At 62.7% G+C, this 15,141-nt stretch carries 17 protein-coding genes; 8 read left to right on the top strand and 9 right to left on the bottom strand.

What is annotated here, in order from left to right; genetic code table 11:
• Both IVB31_RS29855 and hisB read right to left on the bottom strand, forming a co-directional pair.
• Positions 1 to 488: DUF2628 domain-containing protein (locus tag IVB31_RS29855; RefSeq protein ID WP_247331302.1), on the bottom strand; the 488-nt coding region annotated here is incomplete at its 3' end.
• A gap of 63 nt (positions 489 to 551) precedes the next feature.
• On the bottom strand, positions 552 to 1,145 hold the full coding sequence (gene hisB / locus IVB31_RS29850) for an imidazoleglycerol-phosphate dehydratase HisB (protein WP_247331299.1): 594 nt from the start codon (positions 1,143 to 1,145) through the stop codon (positions 552 to 554).
• A gap of 184 nt (positions 1,146 to 1,329) precedes the next feature.
• Between hisB and hslV the strand changes: the two genes are divergently transcribed.
• From hslV to IVB31_RS29825, 5 genes are all read left to right on the top strand, one after another.
• On the top strand, positions 1,330 to 1,890 hold the full coding sequence (gene hslV, locus IVB31_RS29845; protein ID WP_247331297.1) for an ATP-dependent protease subunit HslV: 561 nt from the start codon (positions 1,330 to 1,332) through the stop codon (positions 1,888 to 1,890).
• Between the two features lie 3 nt (positions 1,891 to 1,893).
• A complete protein-coding gene (locus IVB31_RS29840) occupies positions 1,894 to 2,379 on the top strand; it encodes a GNAT family N-acetyltransferase (protein WP_247331294.1) in 486 nt (161 codons plus the stop codon).
• The gene (locus IVB31_RS29835; protein ID WP_247331292.1) at positions 2,376 to 2,993 is read left to right on the top strand and encodes a DUF2585 domain-containing protein; all 618 of its coding nucleotides are present in this window, start codon (positions 2,376 to 2,378) and stop codon (positions 2,991 to 2,993) included. Before IVB31_RS29840 ends, IVB31_RS29835 begins: the two co-directional genes overlap by 4 nt.
• Before the next feature lie 51 nt (positions 2,994 to 3,044).
• Entirely contained in the window at positions 3,045 to 4,349 is a 1,305-nt protein-coding gene (gene hslU / locus IVB31_RS29830) for an ATP-dependent protease ATPase subunit HslU (protein ID WP_247331289.1), read from the top strand.
• A 179-nt stretch (positions 4,350 to 4,528) separates the two neighbouring features.
• Entirely contained in the window at positions 4,529 to 5,653 is a 1,125-nt protein-coding gene (locus tag IVB31_RS29825) for a hypothetical protein (RefSeq protein WP_247331287.1), read from the top strand.
• A gap of 190 nt (positions 5,654 to 5,843) precedes the next feature.
• On the opposite strand, the gene IVB31_RS29820 is transcribed toward IVB31_RS29825, so the two are convergent.
• Genes IVB31_RS29820 through IVB31_RS29810 form a run of 3 tightly spaced genes read right to left on the bottom strand, consistent with a single transcriptional unit; the run spans position 5,844 to position 8,666 of the window.
• The gene (locus IVB31_RS29820) at positions 5,844 to 6,434 is read right to left on the bottom strand and encodes a Smr/MutS family protein (protein ID WP_247331285.1); all 591 of its coding nucleotides are present in this window, start codon (positions 6,432 to 6,434) and stop codon (positions 5,844 to 5,846) included.
• Positions 6,431 to 7,993: an MltA domain-containing protein gene (locus tag IVB31_RS29815; protein ID WP_247331282.1), complete on the bottom strand. Its 1,563-nt coding sequence runs from the start codon at positions 7,991 to 7,993 to the stop codon at positions 6,431 to 6,433. Before IVB31_RS29815 ends, IVB31_RS29820 begins: the two co-directional genes overlap by 4 nt.
• Positions 7,971 to 8,666, bottom strand: a complete 696-nt coding sequence (locus IVB31_RS29810) for a Tim44/TimA family putative adaptor protein (RefSeq protein ID WP_247331279.1) — start codon at positions 8,664 to 8,666, stop codon at positions 7,971 to 7,973. Before IVB31_RS29810 ends, IVB31_RS29815 begins: the two co-directional genes overlap by 23 nt.
• A 418-nt stretch (positions 8,667 to 9,084) precedes the next feature.
• Between IVB31_RS29810 and secB the strand changes: the two genes are divergently transcribed.
• On the top strand, positions 9,085 to 9,567 hold the full coding sequence (gene secB, locus IVB31_RS29805; protein WP_007598595.1) for a protein-export chaperone SecB: 483 nt from the start codon (positions 9,085 to 9,087) through the stop codon (positions 9,565 to 9,567).
• Here the strand turns inward: secB and dnaQ are convergent.
• The 4 genes from dnaQ to IVB31_RS29785 are packed head-to-tail and all read right to left on the bottom strand — an operon-like array spanning position 9,564 to position 12,424.
• On the bottom strand, positions 9,564 to 10,280 hold the full coding sequence (gene dnaQ, locus IVB31_RS29800; RefSeq protein ID WP_247331276.1) for a DNA polymerase III subunit epsilon: 717 nt from the start codon (positions 10,278 to 10,280) through the stop codon (positions 9,564 to 9,566). The two genes, secB and dnaQ, sit on opposite strands and share 4 nt — an antisense overlap.
• Positions 10,281 to 10,308: 28 nt before the next feature.
• Positions 10,309 to 10,908 carry a dephospho-CoA kinase gene (gene coaE, locus IVB31_RS29795; RefSeq protein WP_247331274.1) on the bottom strand — a complete coding sequence of 200 codons (600 nt, stop codon included), beginning with the start codon at positions 10,906 to 10,908 and terminating at the stop codon, positions 10,309 to 10,311.
• Between the two features lie 23 nt (positions 10,909 to 10,931).
• A complete protein-coding gene (locus IVB31_RS29790; RefSeq protein WP_247331272.1) occupies positions 10,932 to 11,540 on the bottom strand; it encodes a Maf family nucleotide pyrophosphatase in 609 nt (202 codons plus the stop codon).
• Positions 11,541 to 11,584: 44 nt separating this feature from the next.
• Positions 11,585 to 12,424: a pyruvate, water dikinase regulatory protein gene (locus IVB31_RS29785; RefSeq protein ID WP_247331270.1), complete on the bottom strand. Its 840-nt coding sequence runs from the start codon at positions 12,422 to 12,424 to the stop codon at positions 11,585 to 11,587.
• Positions 12,425 to 12,884: 460 nt separating this feature from the next.
• Here IVB31_RS29785 and hemJ point away from each other — a divergent pair, with 460 nt between their 5' ends.
• On the top strand, positions 12,885 to 13,319 hold the full coding sequence (hemJ, locus tag IVB31_RS29780; RefSeq protein ID WP_247331268.1) for a protoporphyrinogen oxidase HemJ: 435 nt from the start codon (positions 12,885 to 12,887) through the stop codon (positions 13,317 to 13,319).
• A gap of 247 nt (positions 13,320 to 13,566) precedes the next feature.
• The gene (gene rho / locus IVB31_RS29775) at positions 13,567 to 14,832 is read left to right on the top strand and encodes a transcription termination factor Rho (RefSeq protein WP_247331265.1); all 1,266 of its coding nucleotides are present in this window, start codon (positions 13,567 to 13,569) and stop codon (positions 14,830 to 14,832) included.
• Positions 14,833 to 15,141 lie beyond the last annotated feature (309 nt).

Raw genomic sequence — 15,141 nt, 5'->3', positions numbered from 1 at the left:
CCCGCCGGCATCGGCGGCGGGTTGGAGAAGTGCTGGCCCGGCACGTTGCGGGTCGGCGGCGGGCCGCCGCGATCGACGGCCCATTGATCGTTGACGATGCCGCGCTGCTTCTGGCTCCAGCGCTCGAAGAAGCGGCGCTCGGCGGTGTCCTCGTCGTCGGAAATCACCACGTCGAGCTGCCGCCATCTCCCGCGCGACAGCGTCCAGCGGCGCAGGCTGGAGGCCTCGAAACCCAACAGCAGCGCGACGATGATGTCGGCAAAGAACATCGAACTGCGTCCGACGCCGAGGCTGGACAGCCCCGCATTGAACGCGGCGACGAAGATCACCCAGCCGATCAGCGCCAGCCACAGCCGATTCCACAGCAGCCAGACCGGGCCGAAAATCATCGCCCAGAAATGGAAGCCGTCGCGCACGAAGACGAACTTGTCGGTCGCACGCAGATCGGCTCCGGCAGGAGAGGGAGCATGAACCGTATAGACAGGCATGGTGATGCCCCGTTCTCTAAATTCAGTGATACCGCAAGCGGCGCGTGCCGCCGGCCCGAGATGTCAGCCGCCGAGCGAGCCCTTGGTGGACGGGATTTCGCCCACGGCCTTGGGATCGATCGCGACCGCCGTGCGCAGCGCCCGCGCCAGACCCTTGAAGCAGGACTCGGCGATATGATGGCTGTTATCGCCATATAGGGTCTCGACGTGGAGAGTCACGCCGGCGTTCATGGCGAAGGCCTGGAACCACTCGCGCACCAGCTCGGTGTCGAACTCGCCGATCTTGTCGCGGGGGAAGTCGGCCTTGAACACCAGGAACGGGCGGCCCGAGATGTCGATGACCACCCGTGACAGCGTCTCGTCCATGGGCATGTGCACGCCGGCATAGCGGGTGATGCCCGCCATGTTGCCGAGCGCCTGCTTGACCGCCTGGCCGAGCGCGATGCCGGTGTCTTCGGTGGTATGGTGATGATCAATGTGCAGATCGCCCACCGCCTTGACCGTGAGGTCGATGCGGGAATGGCGGGCGAGGAGATCGAGCATATGGTCGAAAAAGCCGATACCGGTCGCGATATCAGACACGCCGGTGCCATCGAGGTTCACGGTGACCTCGATGTCGGTTTCCTTGGTCTTGCGCTTGATCGTCGCGGTGCGCATTGAAAGCTTTCGCTGGTTCGGGCCGAAAACGCCGGTCTTTTAACAGCCTAATGACGCCTTCGCTACTGCGGGAACGGCCGATCTGGACGGCACTTCCGGCTATGGTGAGCGAATTCGGCCCGGAACGGCCCGTTGTGCCCCCGCTCCCGACCGCCTAAATCAGGCCGGACAACGAGGGTCACCCATGCAGGATTCCCAGAACAGCTCGCCGGTCTGGCACGGCACCACGATTTTGACCGTCCGCAAGGGCGGCAAGGTGGTGGTCGGCGGCGACGGCCAGGTCTCGATCGGCCAGACCGTGATCAAGTCCAATGCCAAAAAGGTCCGGAAGCTCGGCAAGGGCGACGTCATCGGCGGCTTCGCCGGCGCCACCGCCGACGCCTTCACGCTGTTTGAGCGTTTGGAAGCCAAGCTCGAGCAATATCCGGGGCAATTGACCCGGGCCGCGGTCGAGCTCGCCAAGGACTGGCGCACCGACCGTTACCTGCGGCGGCTGGAGGCCATGATGATCGTGGCCGACAAGGACGTCTCCCTGGTGCTGACAGGCACCGGCGACGTTCTGGAGCCCGAGGCTGGCGTCATGGCGATCGGCTCCGGCGGCAATTACGCCCTGGCGGCGGCGCGGGCCCTGCTTGACACCGACAGGGACGCCGAGGCCATCGTCCGCCGCTCTCTCGACATCGCCGCCGACATCTGCGTCTACACCAACCGCAATGTAACCGTCGAAGTGCTGTCGGCCGGCTAGGCCATGGCCTCCACCTACACCTTTCGCCCAATGACCGCGGCTGACCTGCCGCTGATCCGGCGATGGCTTGGCGAAGCGCATGTGCGGGAATGGTGGGGCGATCCGGACGAGCAGTTCGCGCTTGTAAGCGGCGATCTTGATGAGCCCGACATGGACCAGTTCATCGTGTTGGTCGGCGGCAAGCCGTTCGGCTATCTTCAATGCTACCGCCTGACCGCCTGGAATACGGGTCTTGGGCCGCAACCGGAGGGCACGCGTGGCATCGATCAATTCATCGGCGAAAGCAACATGATCGCGCGCGGCCACGGTACGGCATTCATCCGGCAATTCGCCGGCGAGCAGTTGCGGCAGGGCCTGCCCCGCATCGTCACTGATCCTGATCCGCTCAATGCGCGCGCCGTGCGCGCCTATGTGAAAGCCGGCTTTGTCCGTGACCGTATGGTCGAGACGCCGGACGGGCCGGCACTTCTGATGGTGCGCGAGCCATGACGCTGACAAGTGTGCACGGGAGCAAGGCCGCGTTTCCACCGCTCGCCTGGGTCGGCATCGGTCTGTTGCTACTGGCGCTACAGGCCTCGATCCTGTTCGCGATGGGGCGGGTGCCGATCTGCACCTGCGGCTATGTCAAACTCTGGCATGGCGTCGTGAACAGCTCGGAAAATTCGCAGCACATCGCAGACTGGTACAGCTTTTCGCACGTCCTGCATGGCTTCCTGTTCTACGGCTTGACCTGGCTGCTGTTCGCTCGCCTGCCGTTGCTGCGGCTCTCCTGGCCGGCACGGCTGATCATCGCGATACTGATCGAGGGCGCCTGGGAAATCGTCGAAAATTCGCCATTCATCATCGAGCGCTACCGCGCCGGCACGATCTCGCTCGATTATTTCGGCGACAGCATCGTCAATTCGGTCTCTGACAATCTGTCCATGGTGCTGGGCTTCCTCGCCGCGCGGCTGCTGCCTGTATCGGTGACGATCCTGCTAGGGCTCGCCTTCGAGATCATGCTGGCGCTCCACATTCGCGACAATCTGACGCTCAATATCCTGATGCTGATCCATCCGATCGAGGCCGTGAAACAATGGCAATCGGGTCCGCCGATCATCTGACGGCAAAAAAGCGGCTTGTCCCGTCCCGCATCTGACCCTAGCTAAGGTCCCATGACAGACTTCTCCCCCCGCGAAATCGTTTCCGAACTCGACCGTTTCATCGTCGGCCAGACCGATGCCAAGCGCGCGGTCTCGATCGCGCTGCGCAACCGCTGGCGGCGACAGCAGCTCGAAGGCTCCTTGCGCGAAGAGGTGCTGCCGAAAAACATCCTGATGATCGGCCCGACCGGCGTCGGCAAGACCGAAATCGCGCGGCGGCTCGCCAAGCTTGCCAACGCGCCGTTCCTGAAGGTCGAGGCGACGAAATTCACCGAGGTCGGTTATGTCGGCCGCGATGTCGAGCAGATCGTGCGCGATCTCCTCGAGGTCGCGATCGCCCAGGTCCGCGAGCGCAAGCGCAAGGATGTGCAGGCACGCGCGCAGCTCGCTGCCGAGGAGCGCGTGCTCGACGCGCTGGTCGGCGCCAATGCCAGCGCCGCGACGCGGGACTCCTTCCGTAAGAAGCTGCGCGCCGGCGAGCTCAACGACAAGGAAATCGAGGTCGAGACGCAGTCCTCCGGCGGCGGCATGCCGATGTTCGAGATCCCGGGCATGCCGGGATCGCAGATGGGCGCGATCTCGATTGGCGACATCTTCGGCAAGCTCGGCGGCCGCAGCAAGACGCGGCGGTTGACGGTGGAGAGCTCGCACGAGATCCTCGTCAACGAGGAATCCGACAAGCTGCTGGACAACGAGCAGCTCACGCAGGAGGCGATCAGCGCGGTCGAGAACAACGGCATCGTGTTTCTCGACGAGATCGACAAGATCTGCGCCCGCGACGGACGGGTCGGCGGTGACGTCTCGCGCGAGGGCGTGCAGCGCGATCTGCTGCCGCTGATCGAGGGCACCACGGTCTCGACCAAGCACGGCGCGGTGAAGACCGACCACATCCTGTTCATTGCCTCCGGCGCCTTCCACGTCGCAAAACCGTCCGACCTGTTGCCGGAACTGCAGGGCCGCCTGCCGATCCGCGTCGAGCTGCAGGCGCTGACCCGCGACGACATGCGCCGCATCCTGACCGAGCCCGAGGCCTCGCTGCTCAAGCAATATGTCGCGCTGATGCAGACCGAGGGCGTCACGCTCGACTTCACCGACACCGCCATCGACGCGCTCGCGGACGTCGCGGTGGCCGTGAATTCGACCGTCGAAAACATCGGCGCGCGGCGGCTCCAGACCGTGATGGAGCGGGTGCTGGACGAGATCTCCTTCACCGCCCCGGACCGCAGCGGCGAGACCGTCAAGGTCGATGCCGATTTCGTGCAGAAGCACGTCGGCGACCTCGCCAAGAACGCGGATTTGAGCCGGTTCATTTTGTAATTCGCTCGACCCGGGCTATTTATTCCGCCGTCGTCCCGGCGAACGCCGGGACCCATAGCCACCAGTGGTTCTGTCGGAAAAGATAGCGGCTCCAGCCTTGGCTCAAAGCAAACATTCGTGGTTATTGGTCCCGGCGTTCGCCGGGACGACGCCGGAGGTTGACGCCTGTCGAGTACCAGATGCTCGCTAACGTCCTGCAAAATCCCTGGCGCCTCCTGCTCGCAATCAACGCCGCGGTCATCATTGGCGTGTTCGTTCACAAGATCCAGCTGCCGCCTTACGTCCCCTACATCCACCTCCTCGTCGATTACCATTTCGGCTTCATCAAGCGGGCGCTGATCGGGGCAATCGTCGCGCTATTCACCGACAAGGTGCCGGTCTGGCTCGTGTTTGCGCTCGGCGGCGGGATGTGGCTGGTGACGCTGGGGCTCTATGCGAGACTGTTCCAGAAGACGTTCGGCTTCACCGCGAAAACGCTGCCGCTGTTTGTCTTCATCGCGGGCTCGCCATTCTTCCTGAAGAACTTCATGCACACGCTCGGCCATTTCGACATCTATGGCTGCGCGCTGACGATCGTCCTGCTGCTGCTGCCGGCGGGCTCGCTGCTGTTCGTGGCTTTGGCCGCGCTGTTCTCGATCATGCTCGTGCTGATCCACCACATCCATCTGCTGATGTATGTGCCGACCATCATCACCATCGTCGTGATCAGGCACTACCTTTCGCACAGCGTCACCCGAACGAACGTCGCGTTCGGGTTGGTCGCGTTGCTTTGCGTGAGCGCGCTGTTCTTCGCCGCGCAGTTTTGGGGAACGATGCCGATCCCGGAAGCGGATTTCGTGGCGTATCTAAAGACCCGGATGGCCGATCCGTCGCGGACCGATCTCTTGCAATTCGCCTACATCTGGTATCAGCCGCTGGCGCAGGAGATTTCCGACACCTGGGGCCGCCTGCCGCACAACATCCTCGGCGTGCCCGTGTTTGCGTTGCTGATCTGGCTGCACACGCCGCTATGGCGCTATTTTGCGAACCTGATCGGCGGGCTCGCAAGCGACATGCACCGACGCCTCGTGCTCGTGGCGCTGATTGGAGTCAGTCTGGCCTATCTCGTGATGTTCGCGATGGTGTTCGACTATTCGCGCTGGATCTCGAACTGGGCGGTCTGCATGTTCCTGATACTGCACGCGGTGAAGATGCTGCCGGCCACGCGCCAGACGCCACTGATCCCGGCAGAGGATCGCAACACCAACATCCTCGGCCTAGTCCTCACGTTGATCCCGCGCGTCGGAATCGTCCGGCCGTTTTAGGGACGTAAGCTCAGTCGCAAGCTCGGAGAGGATGCGCCCCCTCTCCCGCTTGCGGGAGAGGGTTGGGGAGAGGGCTTTCTCCGCGAGCGACAACCCCCAAGAGGAGAGAACCCTCACCCGCCGCGCTTCGCGCGACGGCCTCTCCCGCAAGCGGGAGAGGCAAGAGGAGCCCGGAGCTAGCACGATTTCCCTAAAACCGCGCCCGCCTGATCCGAACATAAAGCGCGCCCTCGCCACCATGGCCGATACCGGCCTCCTCGAAGCCGACGACGAAGGCGCGAAATTCCGGCAGGCTCAGCCATTCCGGCACATGGCGGCGGAGCACGCCGCTTTCGCCGCCGCTTCGGCCCTTGCCGGTGATGACGAGCACGAAGGTCAGGCCGTCATGGTGGGCACGGTGCAGGAAGCCGGTCAGCGCCCGATGGGCGCGGGTCTGGGTCATGCCGTGCAGATCGAGCCGCGCCTCGATCTCGCTGCGGCCGCGTGACAGTTTTGTGCGCTCGCGCTTGCCGAGCGGCGCCAGGGGCGGCATGGCCGGTTTTGTCACGCGCGGCGCCGGCGCAGCAGCGATCGGTCGTGGCGATGGCGCAGGTCGCGTGGCGGGCGCTGCGGGTGAGGGTTCAGCACGCGGCGGGGCTTGCGCCTTTGCCACCCGATGTTTCCGCAGCGGCTTGACCTGCTTGGCAACGAGGTCCCACAGCTCGCGCTCATCCTCGCTCAGCGCGCGACGGCGCGGCGTGGGACGAGGCTCCAGCAAGGGCGGACGGGACGATCGCTTCATTGCTGCCGATGGATGCGATTTTTCACCGGCCGCCGCGGCTCACGAACGGGCTCGATCACAGGGCGTGGCGCCGGCAGCGGGACCGGGTTGGCGACGGCGACCGTCTCGCCTTTGCCTTGCGCCACGGCTGCGGCCGGAGCCGCGTTCTTCGAATCCTTGGCGGGCTCGGTTTGCGGAAACAGCCTTGCGATCTTCTCCGACGGCCGCGGGTCCGGCACCGGCAGCCGCCCAGCACGCACCGTGGGATCGAGGCTCTTCGGCACCAGCATCACAAAATGCATGGGATGGCGCAGCCGCCCTGAGACGCGGCCGGCCTCCTGGCCTGCGCCGAAATAGAGATCGGCGCGCGCGGGTCCGATGATGGCCGAGCCGGTGTCCTGCGCGATCATCAGCCGATGGAACGGCGTCTTCGCGCGTTCTGAATCGATCGGCAGCTCGCCCTCGATGAAAAACGGCGTGCCGTAGACATGCAGCGATTTGTCGACCGCGATCGAGCGGCCGGCCGTCAGCGGAATGCCTTGCGCGCCGACCGCCTCGTCCTTGTCGGAGAGATTGACCTCGCGGAAGAAGATGTAGGAGCGATTCTGACGGCGCAGATCCTTGGCGCCGTCAGGGTTTTGCGCCATCCACTCCCTGATCTTCTGCATCGACATCTCTTCCTTCGGAATGATGCCGCGCTCGATCAGGATGCGACCGACCGCCGTGTAGGGAAAACCATTATAGGCATCGTAATTCAGCCGGACCGTGCCGCCGTCGTCGAACTTGATCCGCGCCGAGCCCTGGATCTGGGCGAACAGCAGATCGGTCGGATCCTTCAGCCAGGCGATCTCGAGTCCGCGCCCCGCGATCTTGCCGTCCTCGATCTCGCCGCGGTCGTAATAGGGCACGAGCTTGCGGCGGCCGATCTTGCGGTAGACCGGCCCCTTGTTCGGCAGGCTGGCCGAATCCTGCTTGTAGCCGCGCACGAACAGGTTCGAGGGCCGGCGGTAGACCGGGACGTTGTAGATTTCGGTCTGCGTGCGCGATCCCTCCAGCACGGGCTCGTAATAGCCGGTGACGAAACCATCGGGCTCGCCAAGGCGCGAGATCCGCAGCGGCGCGAAATTCTCTTCAAAGAAGGTTTTGGCTTTGGCATCGTCGGCAAGCTCGAGCGATTTGGCGGCCCGGCAGGGCTCCCCCAACGAGGCGCCAAGTGCTTTGGATTCGGCTTTGGATTCGGCCTTCGGTTCGGCCGCGCCGGTCTGCGCGTTGATCGAACGGCAGCTCGCGCGGAAGGTCTTGTAGGCGGCGAGATGATCGTCGTCGCTCCAGCCCTTCACGTCGGCCCAGGCCAGCGGCAAATATTGTGCGCCTGATATCTCGAACGGCAGGGGAAGCTGGGGATAGGGCAAGGCCCGCGGCGGGGCGGCAGGCAATTCCGGGAGATGATGGTGATGGCTGCGATAATGGCGCCGCGCGGCTTCAGCGCCAAGCGAAAACGATGATAGCGCGACGACACCTGCGCAAAGCGCCGTCGCGCTGGTCTTCAGGATAGCCTTAATTCGCGCTTCCGGTGCCAACCAGCTTCCAGTTCGGATCGCGAGAGGTGATGTCGCGGGCGAAAGTCCAGATGTCGGTGATGTCGGCGACCGTGTCGGCGCTGCCGTCGACGATGTTGCCGGTCTTGTCCCGGGTGGCCGAGATCATCTGCGAGACGAAGCGGATCGTGAGCTGGGCCGTGCGGTCGCGCAGCTCGGCACCGACGAGCTCGGCCTTGTCGATCGAGACGAAGCGCGTCTCGGTCTTCTGCTCGTTCTTCTCGCGCTCCTTGATGGCGGCATCGAAGCTGTCATAGACCTCCGACGACAACAGGTCGCGCAGCGCGCGGCGGTCGCCATTGGCAAAGGCCAGCACGATCATCTCATAGGCACCGCGGGCGCCGGAGATGAAATGGCGCGGATCGAATGTGGAATCCTTGTCGACGATGGCGTCGAGACCCTGCGCGAGCACGGTGCCCGGCTCGGTCAGGCCCTTCCAGCGGTCGGAGGGCGGGGCCGGCTCGGCCGTCGGCGCCACCGGGGCCTGGTCGATGACCTTGCCCGGCATGGTCACGACGTTCTTGTCCTGGGCACCCTGGAGCGCGTTACGGTCGAACGGCGGCCGCTCGTTGCCCGTGCGCTGCCCCAGCACGCTGCGCAGCCTCAGAAAGATGAAGACCGCCAGCGCCAGGAAGATAATGGTGTAGATGTCCACGTCGTATTCGCTTTCTGGTCTTCTGTAGAAAGGGGCCGTCCCGAAGGGGTCGTCGCCGGGAAAATCGATCCGGCCAGTAGACCGTTCCACACGGAAACGGCAAGTCTACATCACCATTTTAGGTCCGCGCGTCAGGTCCGTGGGATGTAGGCACGAAATCTTGCCCGGCCAATGGCGCCTTTTGGCACAGCATCGAGTGTAGCGCGTTTTATGCTTAAGTGGAAACCCGATCCTGCCCGGAAATCGCGTATCTTCAATCGTTTAAGGCGCGATTTCGCTGGGCCGGCGGGGTGAACGTCACAGTTGTGGGCGCGGCCTGAATTCCCCTCCGGGACCGTTCATCCCTTGTGGAACGAGGCGGCCCCATGTTAGCCAACCGCCGCGAAATTCAGCCCCAATCGGGTAAGGAGACACTCTTATGACCAACGGTAACGGCACCCCTCCCGAGGCGGCCCAGGCTCCCCAGCTCAATGTGCTGGCGCAATATACCAAGGACCTCTCGTTCGAAAATCCGAACGCGCCCAGCTCGCTCCAGCAGCAGAGCCAGCCCCCTCAGATCAACATCCAGATCAATGTCAGCGCCAACAACCTCAGCGAACAGGAGTTCGAGGTGACGCTGTCGGTCGAGGGCAAGGCCGAGACCGCGGGCAAGATCATGTTCTCGTTCGAGCTTGCCTATGCCGGCGTGTTCCGCATCTCCAACGTGCCGAAGGACAATTTGCATCCGCTGGTCATGATCGAATGCCCGCGCCTGCTGTTCCCGTTCGCCCGCGAGATCATCGCGACCGCCGTGCGTGACGGCGGGTTCCCGCCTTTGATGCTGGATCCGGTCGACTTCGTCGGTCTCTATCGTCAGAACATGGAGCGGCAAATGGCCGCTCAGCCGAGCGGTCAGGCCTAACCGGCCGAAGGGGCGGCTGGAGCGGGCAGGAACTCGTTCCAGATCGCCTTGTCGCCGAGCGTCGCGATGAAGGCCCGGTGGGCCTCGCGCTCGGCGTCCGACATCCGCGGCGCGAGTGGCACCGGCCGCTGCCGCCGCGGCGCATCGGCAGCCCCGTTGACGCGAATCTCCTCGGCTTCCGAAGCCAGGAGCAGCTGCGATTGCCGCGCCCCGACCAGATCGACATAGACTTCCGCAAGCAATTCGGCGTCGAGCAACGCGCCGTGCTTGGTGCGGTGTGAATTGTCGATCGCATAGCGCGAGCAGAGATCGTCGAGCCGGTTCGACACGCCGGGATGCTTGCGCCGCGCCAGCAGCAGCGTATCGACCAGCCGCTCACGCGGGATCGCCGCGCGCTTGATCCGGTCCAGCTCGGCATTGATGAAGCTGATGTCGAACGAGGCGTTGTGGATCACCAGCGGGGCGTCGCCGATGAACTCCAGAAACTCGTCGACGACCTCGTGAAACAGCTGCTTCGTCGCCAGAAACTCCGCCGACAGCCCGTGCACCGCAAAGGCTTCCGCCGGCATGTCCCTTTCGGGGTTGATGTAGACGTGGAAACTCTGCCCGGTCGGCATGCGATTGAACATCTCGACGCAGCCGATTTCGACCAGACGATCTCCGCGCAGGGGATCAAGGCCGGTGGTTTCGGTGTCGAGAACGATTTCGCGCATGATTCAGGAGGCCGTGTCAGGCGGCGAATCAGGCTCGCCGCTGCGGCATCTTAACGACCTCGGCGAGGATATGCGCGATTTGCGCGCGCACCGGTTCGAGTCCGTACGACGTATCCACCACGAAATCGGCACGCTTGCGCTTTTCCGCGTCCGGCGTCTGCTTGGCGATGATGGCGTCGAGCTTGGCCTCGTCCATCGTGCCGCGCGCCAGCACCCGCTCGCGCTGGAGTTCCGGAGACGTCGTCACGACGACCACGGCATCGACCCGGGTCTCGCCGCCCGTCTCGAACAGCAGCGGAATGTCGAGAACCACGACCGGCGCGTTGGCCGCTTCGGCGTCGGCGAAGAATTTTTTCCGGGAATCGCCGAGCATCGGGTGGACGATCTGCTCGAGCTGCTTGATGGCGGCGGGATCGTGCACCACGCGCGCCGACAGTTTTGGCCGGTCGACCTTGCCGTTCGCGGTGGTGCCGGGGAAGGCGGCCTCGATCGCGGGCGCAGCCTCGCCCTCATAGAGCTGATGGACGGCGGCATCGGCATCGTAGACAGGGACGCCGGCCTCGGCGAATAATTTCGCGGTGGTGGATTTCCCCATCCCGATCGAGCCGGTCAGTCCCAGGATTCGCATCAGCGCCCAGCCATGTCTGCCATTCACACCGCAACTAGCCGCTGGGCCCGCAGGAACGCAAGCAGCGGCAGCAGCGGCAGGCCGAGAATGGTGAAATGGTCGCCCTCGATCCGCTCGAACAGATGGATACCCAGGCTTTCGAGCTGATAGGCGCCGACGCTGGTGGTGACGGCATCGCCGGCGCTGTCGAGATAGGCCGAAAGCTCGGCCTCGGTCATCAGCCGCATGGTCATGCGGGCAATCGAAACGTCCTCGAAAAGGATTTTACTATCGCGTGCTATCGCCACGGCGGAATTCAGCTCGTGGCACTTGCCGCAGAGATCGCGCAATTGCGCCATTGCTTGTTCACGGCCCGCAGGCTTGTTGAAGAGACGATCGCCCAGGGCCAGCGTTTGATCCGCACCGATGACGTAGCTTCCGGGGTGACTGGCCGAAACTGCCTTGGCCTTTTCGCGCGCCAGCAGCAGGGCAATCTCGCGCGGCCTCGAAAGCCCGGAGGCGGCCTGGATACCGCGCTCGTCGATATCAGCCGTGATCGCCTTGAACTCGAGCCCGGCATTGGCCAGCAGCATCTTTCGCGCGCTGCTTTGCGAGGCCAGGATCAACGAAGATTTTCCGAGCCACAGACCCATCGCGAAAACTATGCCCAAGACCAGTCAAAAGACTATTCCAAAGACTATGCAGAAGGCCGGTTACGCTGGCGATCGCTGTAGAGCTTCATGATCGCCGCGGCAGTTTCCTCGATCGAGCGCCGCGTGACGTCGAGCAGCGGCCAGTCGTGCTTGGCGCTCAACTTGCGCGCAAACGCGACCTCCTCTGCGACCAACTGCTTATCGGTGTAGGAATCGCTGCTGGAATCGGCGCCCATCGAGAGCAGGCGGTTCTGGCGCACCTGGATCAGCCGTTCCGGCGTCGCATGCAAGCTCACCACCAGCGGCCGCGTCAGCGTCTCCAATTGCGCCGGCACCGGAATGCCTGGAACCAGCGGCACGTTAGCAGTGCGGATGCCGCGGTTGGCGAGATAAATCGACGTCGGTGTCTTCGAGGTGCGGGAGACACCGACCAGCACGACATCGGCATCGTCGAGGCCTTCGACATGCTGGCCGTCGTCATGGATCATCGTGTAGTTCAGTGCGTCGATGCGCTTGAAATATTCCGCGTTGAGGACATGCTGGGCGCCGACGCGGCCGGTGGTCGCAGCGCCGAGATACGCCTCGAACAGCTGCATCACCGGGCCGATGATCGACAGGCTCGGAACATTGATCCCCTTGCACTTGTCCTCGAGCCTGGAGACCAGATCCTTCTCCAGCAGTGTGAACAGCACGATTCCCGGCGCTTCCTCGATCTCGTCGAGCACGCGGTCGAGCTGTTTCTGGCTGCGCACCAGCGGATAGACATGCTCGACCGGGGTGACATTGGCGTACTGCGCAGCGACCGCGCGTGCGACCGTGATCAGCGTCTCACCGGTGGAGTCGGAGACGAGGTGCAGATGGAAATAATTGTTCGAGGTCGGCACAAAAACCCTTTGTATGAAGGCGGTGTGGTTTGTGGATTTCTGTGGACCTTAACCCCTCGGAAAGGGATGTGCGACACCGGGGGCGGGACAAGTGCCAATTTTCTTCACACCCCTGCCCGTCAGAACAAGTTCGACGCCCTGCCGAAAGGGAAGCGGGATTGTGCCGATAACTCTCTTGATAAGCTGCCGACAGAATCGCGCAAGTCTTTGAAGCTGACCGACTTATCGAAAGCGGCCAGGGCGATCAGGGGATATGTTGATGAATGTGAACAAGCGCGTGTGAACGGGCGGATGGAATCTTGTGAGTCCAATTCACGGTCACATAGACTCAAACCTTTAAGAATCTAAGATTCTTATTGGAGAAGGGCGCTACGGACGGATATGTGTGCAGGTGAGACCTTAACGACTTCTTACTATCCCCAGCGTTCCCTGCGCCGGGCAGAATTTCCGGGCCCAGAAAATGTTCGAGGACGTCTATCTCTGGATCAAGGCGCTGCATGTGATCGCCGTCATCTCCTGGATGGCGGGCATGCTGTATCTGCCACGGCTGTTCGTTTATCACTGCGAGGCCGAGATCGGCTCCAAACAGTCCGAAACCTTCAAGGTCATGGAGCGGCGGCTGTTCAAGGCGATCATCAACCCCGCCATGATCGTCACCTGGCTCGCCGGACTCTACCTCGCCTGGGCCGGCCACTGGTTTTCATTCGGCTGGCTGCACGTAAAACTGGCACTGGTCCTGGCGATGTCCGCGGTCCACGGCTTTTTTTCACGCTGGTTGAAGGATTTCGCTGCGGACCGGCGCCCGCGGAGCCAGAAATTCTATCGGATTATCAATGAGGTACCGACCGTCCTGATGATTTTGATCGTCATCATGGTGATCGTGAAGCCGTTCTAGGCAAGGATCGTAAACGATCGCTCAGCGCTTCGGCTTGCGGAGTGTGAGGCGATTTTCTATATTAGCGTTATCCCACCCAACGCAGGCGGATGTGGTTGTGTCTGAGCTTTCCAGAGGCCGGACACCGCATCAGGTTTGAAGCCTCACCGGCGCTCACCTTGCCAGACCTGCGGACCTAATCTTTTCGCGTCCGCATTCAGAGCCTCCTCGCACCCCCCTCCCAAGGTTACCCCACAGGACCACCCCAATGCGGGAAATTAAACTCCAGGATCTCAAGTCGAAGACGCCGGCCGAGCTCGTCTCGTTCGCGGAAGAGCATGGGGTCGAGAATGCCAGCACCATGCGCAAGCAGGAGCTGCTGTTTGCCATCCTCAAGCAGCTTGCGCTGGCCGAAACCGACATCGTCGGCGAGGGCGTCGTCGAGGTGCTCTCCGACGGTTTCGGCTTCCTCCGCTCGCCCGACGCGAATTACCTGCCGGGCCCGGACGACATCTACGTTTCGCCCTCGCAGATCCGCCGTTTCGGCCTGCGCACCGGCGATACCCTCGAAGGCCATATCCGCAGCCCGAAAGAGGGCGAGCGCTATTTCGCGCTGCTGAAGGTCAACACGCTCAATTTCGAGGATCCGGAAAAGGCCAAGCACAAGGTCAATTTCGACAACCTCACGCCGCTGTTTCCGAATCAGCGTTTCCGCATGGAAATCGACGATCCGACGCGGAAAGATCTGTCTGCAAGGGTGATCGACATCGTCGCGCCGATCGGCAAGGGCCAGCGCGCGCTGATCGTCGCGCCGCCGCGGACGGGTAAAACCGTGCTGATGCAGAACATCGCGCATTCGATCGCGCATAATCATCCCGAGTGCTATCTGATCGTGCTCCTGATCGACGAACGTCCGGAAGAAGTCACGGACATGCAGCGCTCGGTGAAGGGCGAGGTCGTCTCTTCGACCTTCGACGAGCCGGCGGTGCGCCACGTCCAGGTCGCCGAAATGGTGATCGAAAAAGCAAAACGCCTGGTCGAGCACGGCCGCGACGTCGTGATCCTGCTCGATTCGATCACGCGCCTTGGTCGCGCCTACAACACCGTGGTGCCGTCATCCGGCAAGGTGCTGACCGGCGGTGTCGACGCCAACGCGCTGCAGCGCCCGAAGCGCTTCTTCGGTGCCGCGCGCAACATCGAGGAGGGCGGCTCGCTGACCATCATCGCGACCGCGCTGGTCGATACCGGTAGTCGCATGGACGAGGTCATCTTCGAAGAGTTCAAAGGCACCGGTAACTCGGAGCTGATCCTGGACCGCAAGGTCTCGGACAAGCGGACCTTCCCGGCGATCGACATTTCGCGCTCCGGCACCCGCAAGGAAGAGCTGATCACGGATCCCGTGGTCCTGAAGAAGATGTACGTGCTCCGCCGCATCCTGAATCCGATGGGAACGATGGACGGCATCGACTTCCTGCTCGACAAGCTCCGCTCGACCAAGAGCAATTCCGAGTTCTTCGATTCGATGAACACCTGATCTGGGGTGCAGCAAGAGATTAGAGGGCGCCTTCGGGCGCCCTTTTCTTTTGTGCGCTTTGCTGCGGCAAAGGTGCAGCATGGTGGAGGCGTTTTATCGCCTAGACCAGTTTTCTTTAAGCTACTGATATAACTAAAAAAAATTTGATATACGGTGCGGGAAAAATCGGGAGCGGGCAATTTTTTGCAGCAATTTCTACGTTTATGCTGCATCGCAATATAGATTTTGCTGCGGAAATTGCTGCAGCAAACCACGTGATTCCTCGGCCCAAACGGACGTTTGCCTTTTCCCCTCTAGCCGGACAAATAG

Origin of the sequence: Bradyrhizobium sp. 21, from assembly GCF_023073335.1 — a bacterium.
Taxonomy (GTDB): Bacteria; Pseudomonadota; Alphaproteobacteria; order Rhizobiales; family Xanthobacteraceae; genus Bradyrhizobium.
Note: the sequence above shows the minus strand (reverse complement) of the source record. Positions and strands in the feature narration are given on the sequence as shown.

Excerpts from the sequence above, each read along its gene's own strand:
- secB (WP_007598595.1), top strand. The coding sequence starts at position 9,085 with ATGACCAACGGTAACGGCACCCCTCCCGAGGCGGCCCAGGCTCCCCAG.
- hslU (WP_247331289.1), top strand. The coding sequence starts at position 3,045 with ATGACAGACTTCTCCCCCCGCGAAATCGTTTCCGAACTCGACCGTTTC.
- hisB (WP_247331299.1), bottom strand. The coding sequence starts at position 1,145 with ATGCGCACCGCGACGATCAAGCGCAAGACCAAGGAAACCGACATCGAG.
- IVB31_RS29790 (WP_247331272.1), bottom strand. The coding sequence starts at position 11,540 with ATGGGTCTGTGGCTCGGAAAATCTTCGTTGATCCTGGCCTCGCAAAGC.
- rho (WP_247331265.1), top strand. The coding sequence starts at position 13,567 with ATGCGGGAAATTAAACTCCAGGATCTCAAGTCGAAGACGCCGGCCGAG.
- IVB31_RS29825 (WP_247331287.1), top strand. The coding sequence starts at position 4,529 with ATGCTCGCTAACGTCCTGCAAAATCCCTGGCGCCTCCTGCTCGCAATC.
- hemJ (WP_247331268.1), top strand. The coding sequence starts at position 12,885 with ATGTTCGAGGACGTCTATCTCTGGATCAAGGCGCTGCATGTGATCGCC.
- coaE (WP_247331274.1), bottom strand. The coding sequence starts at position 10,908 with ATGCGAATCCTGGGACTGACCGGCTCGATCGGGATGGGGAAATCCACC.
- hslV (WP_247331297.1), top strand. The coding sequence starts at position 1,330 with ATGCAGGATTCCCAGAACAGCTCGCCGGTCTGGCACGGCACCACGATT.
- IVB31_RS29840 (WP_247331294.1), top strand. The coding sequence starts at position 1,894 with ATGGCCTCCACCTACACCTTTCGCCCAATGACCGCGGCTGACCTGCCG.
- dnaQ (WP_247331276.1), bottom strand. The coding sequence starts at position 10,280 with ATGCGCGAAATCGTTCTCGACACCGAAACCACCGGCCTTGATCCCCTG.
- IVB31_RS29820 (WP_247331285.1), bottom strand. The coding sequence starts at position 6,434 with ATGAAGCGATCGTCCCGTCCGCCCTTGCTGGAGCCTCGTCCCACGCCG.
- IVB31_RS29835 (WP_247331292.1), top strand. The coding sequence starts at position 2,376 with ATGACGCTGACAAGTGTGCACGGGAGCAAGGCCGCGTTTCCACCGCTC.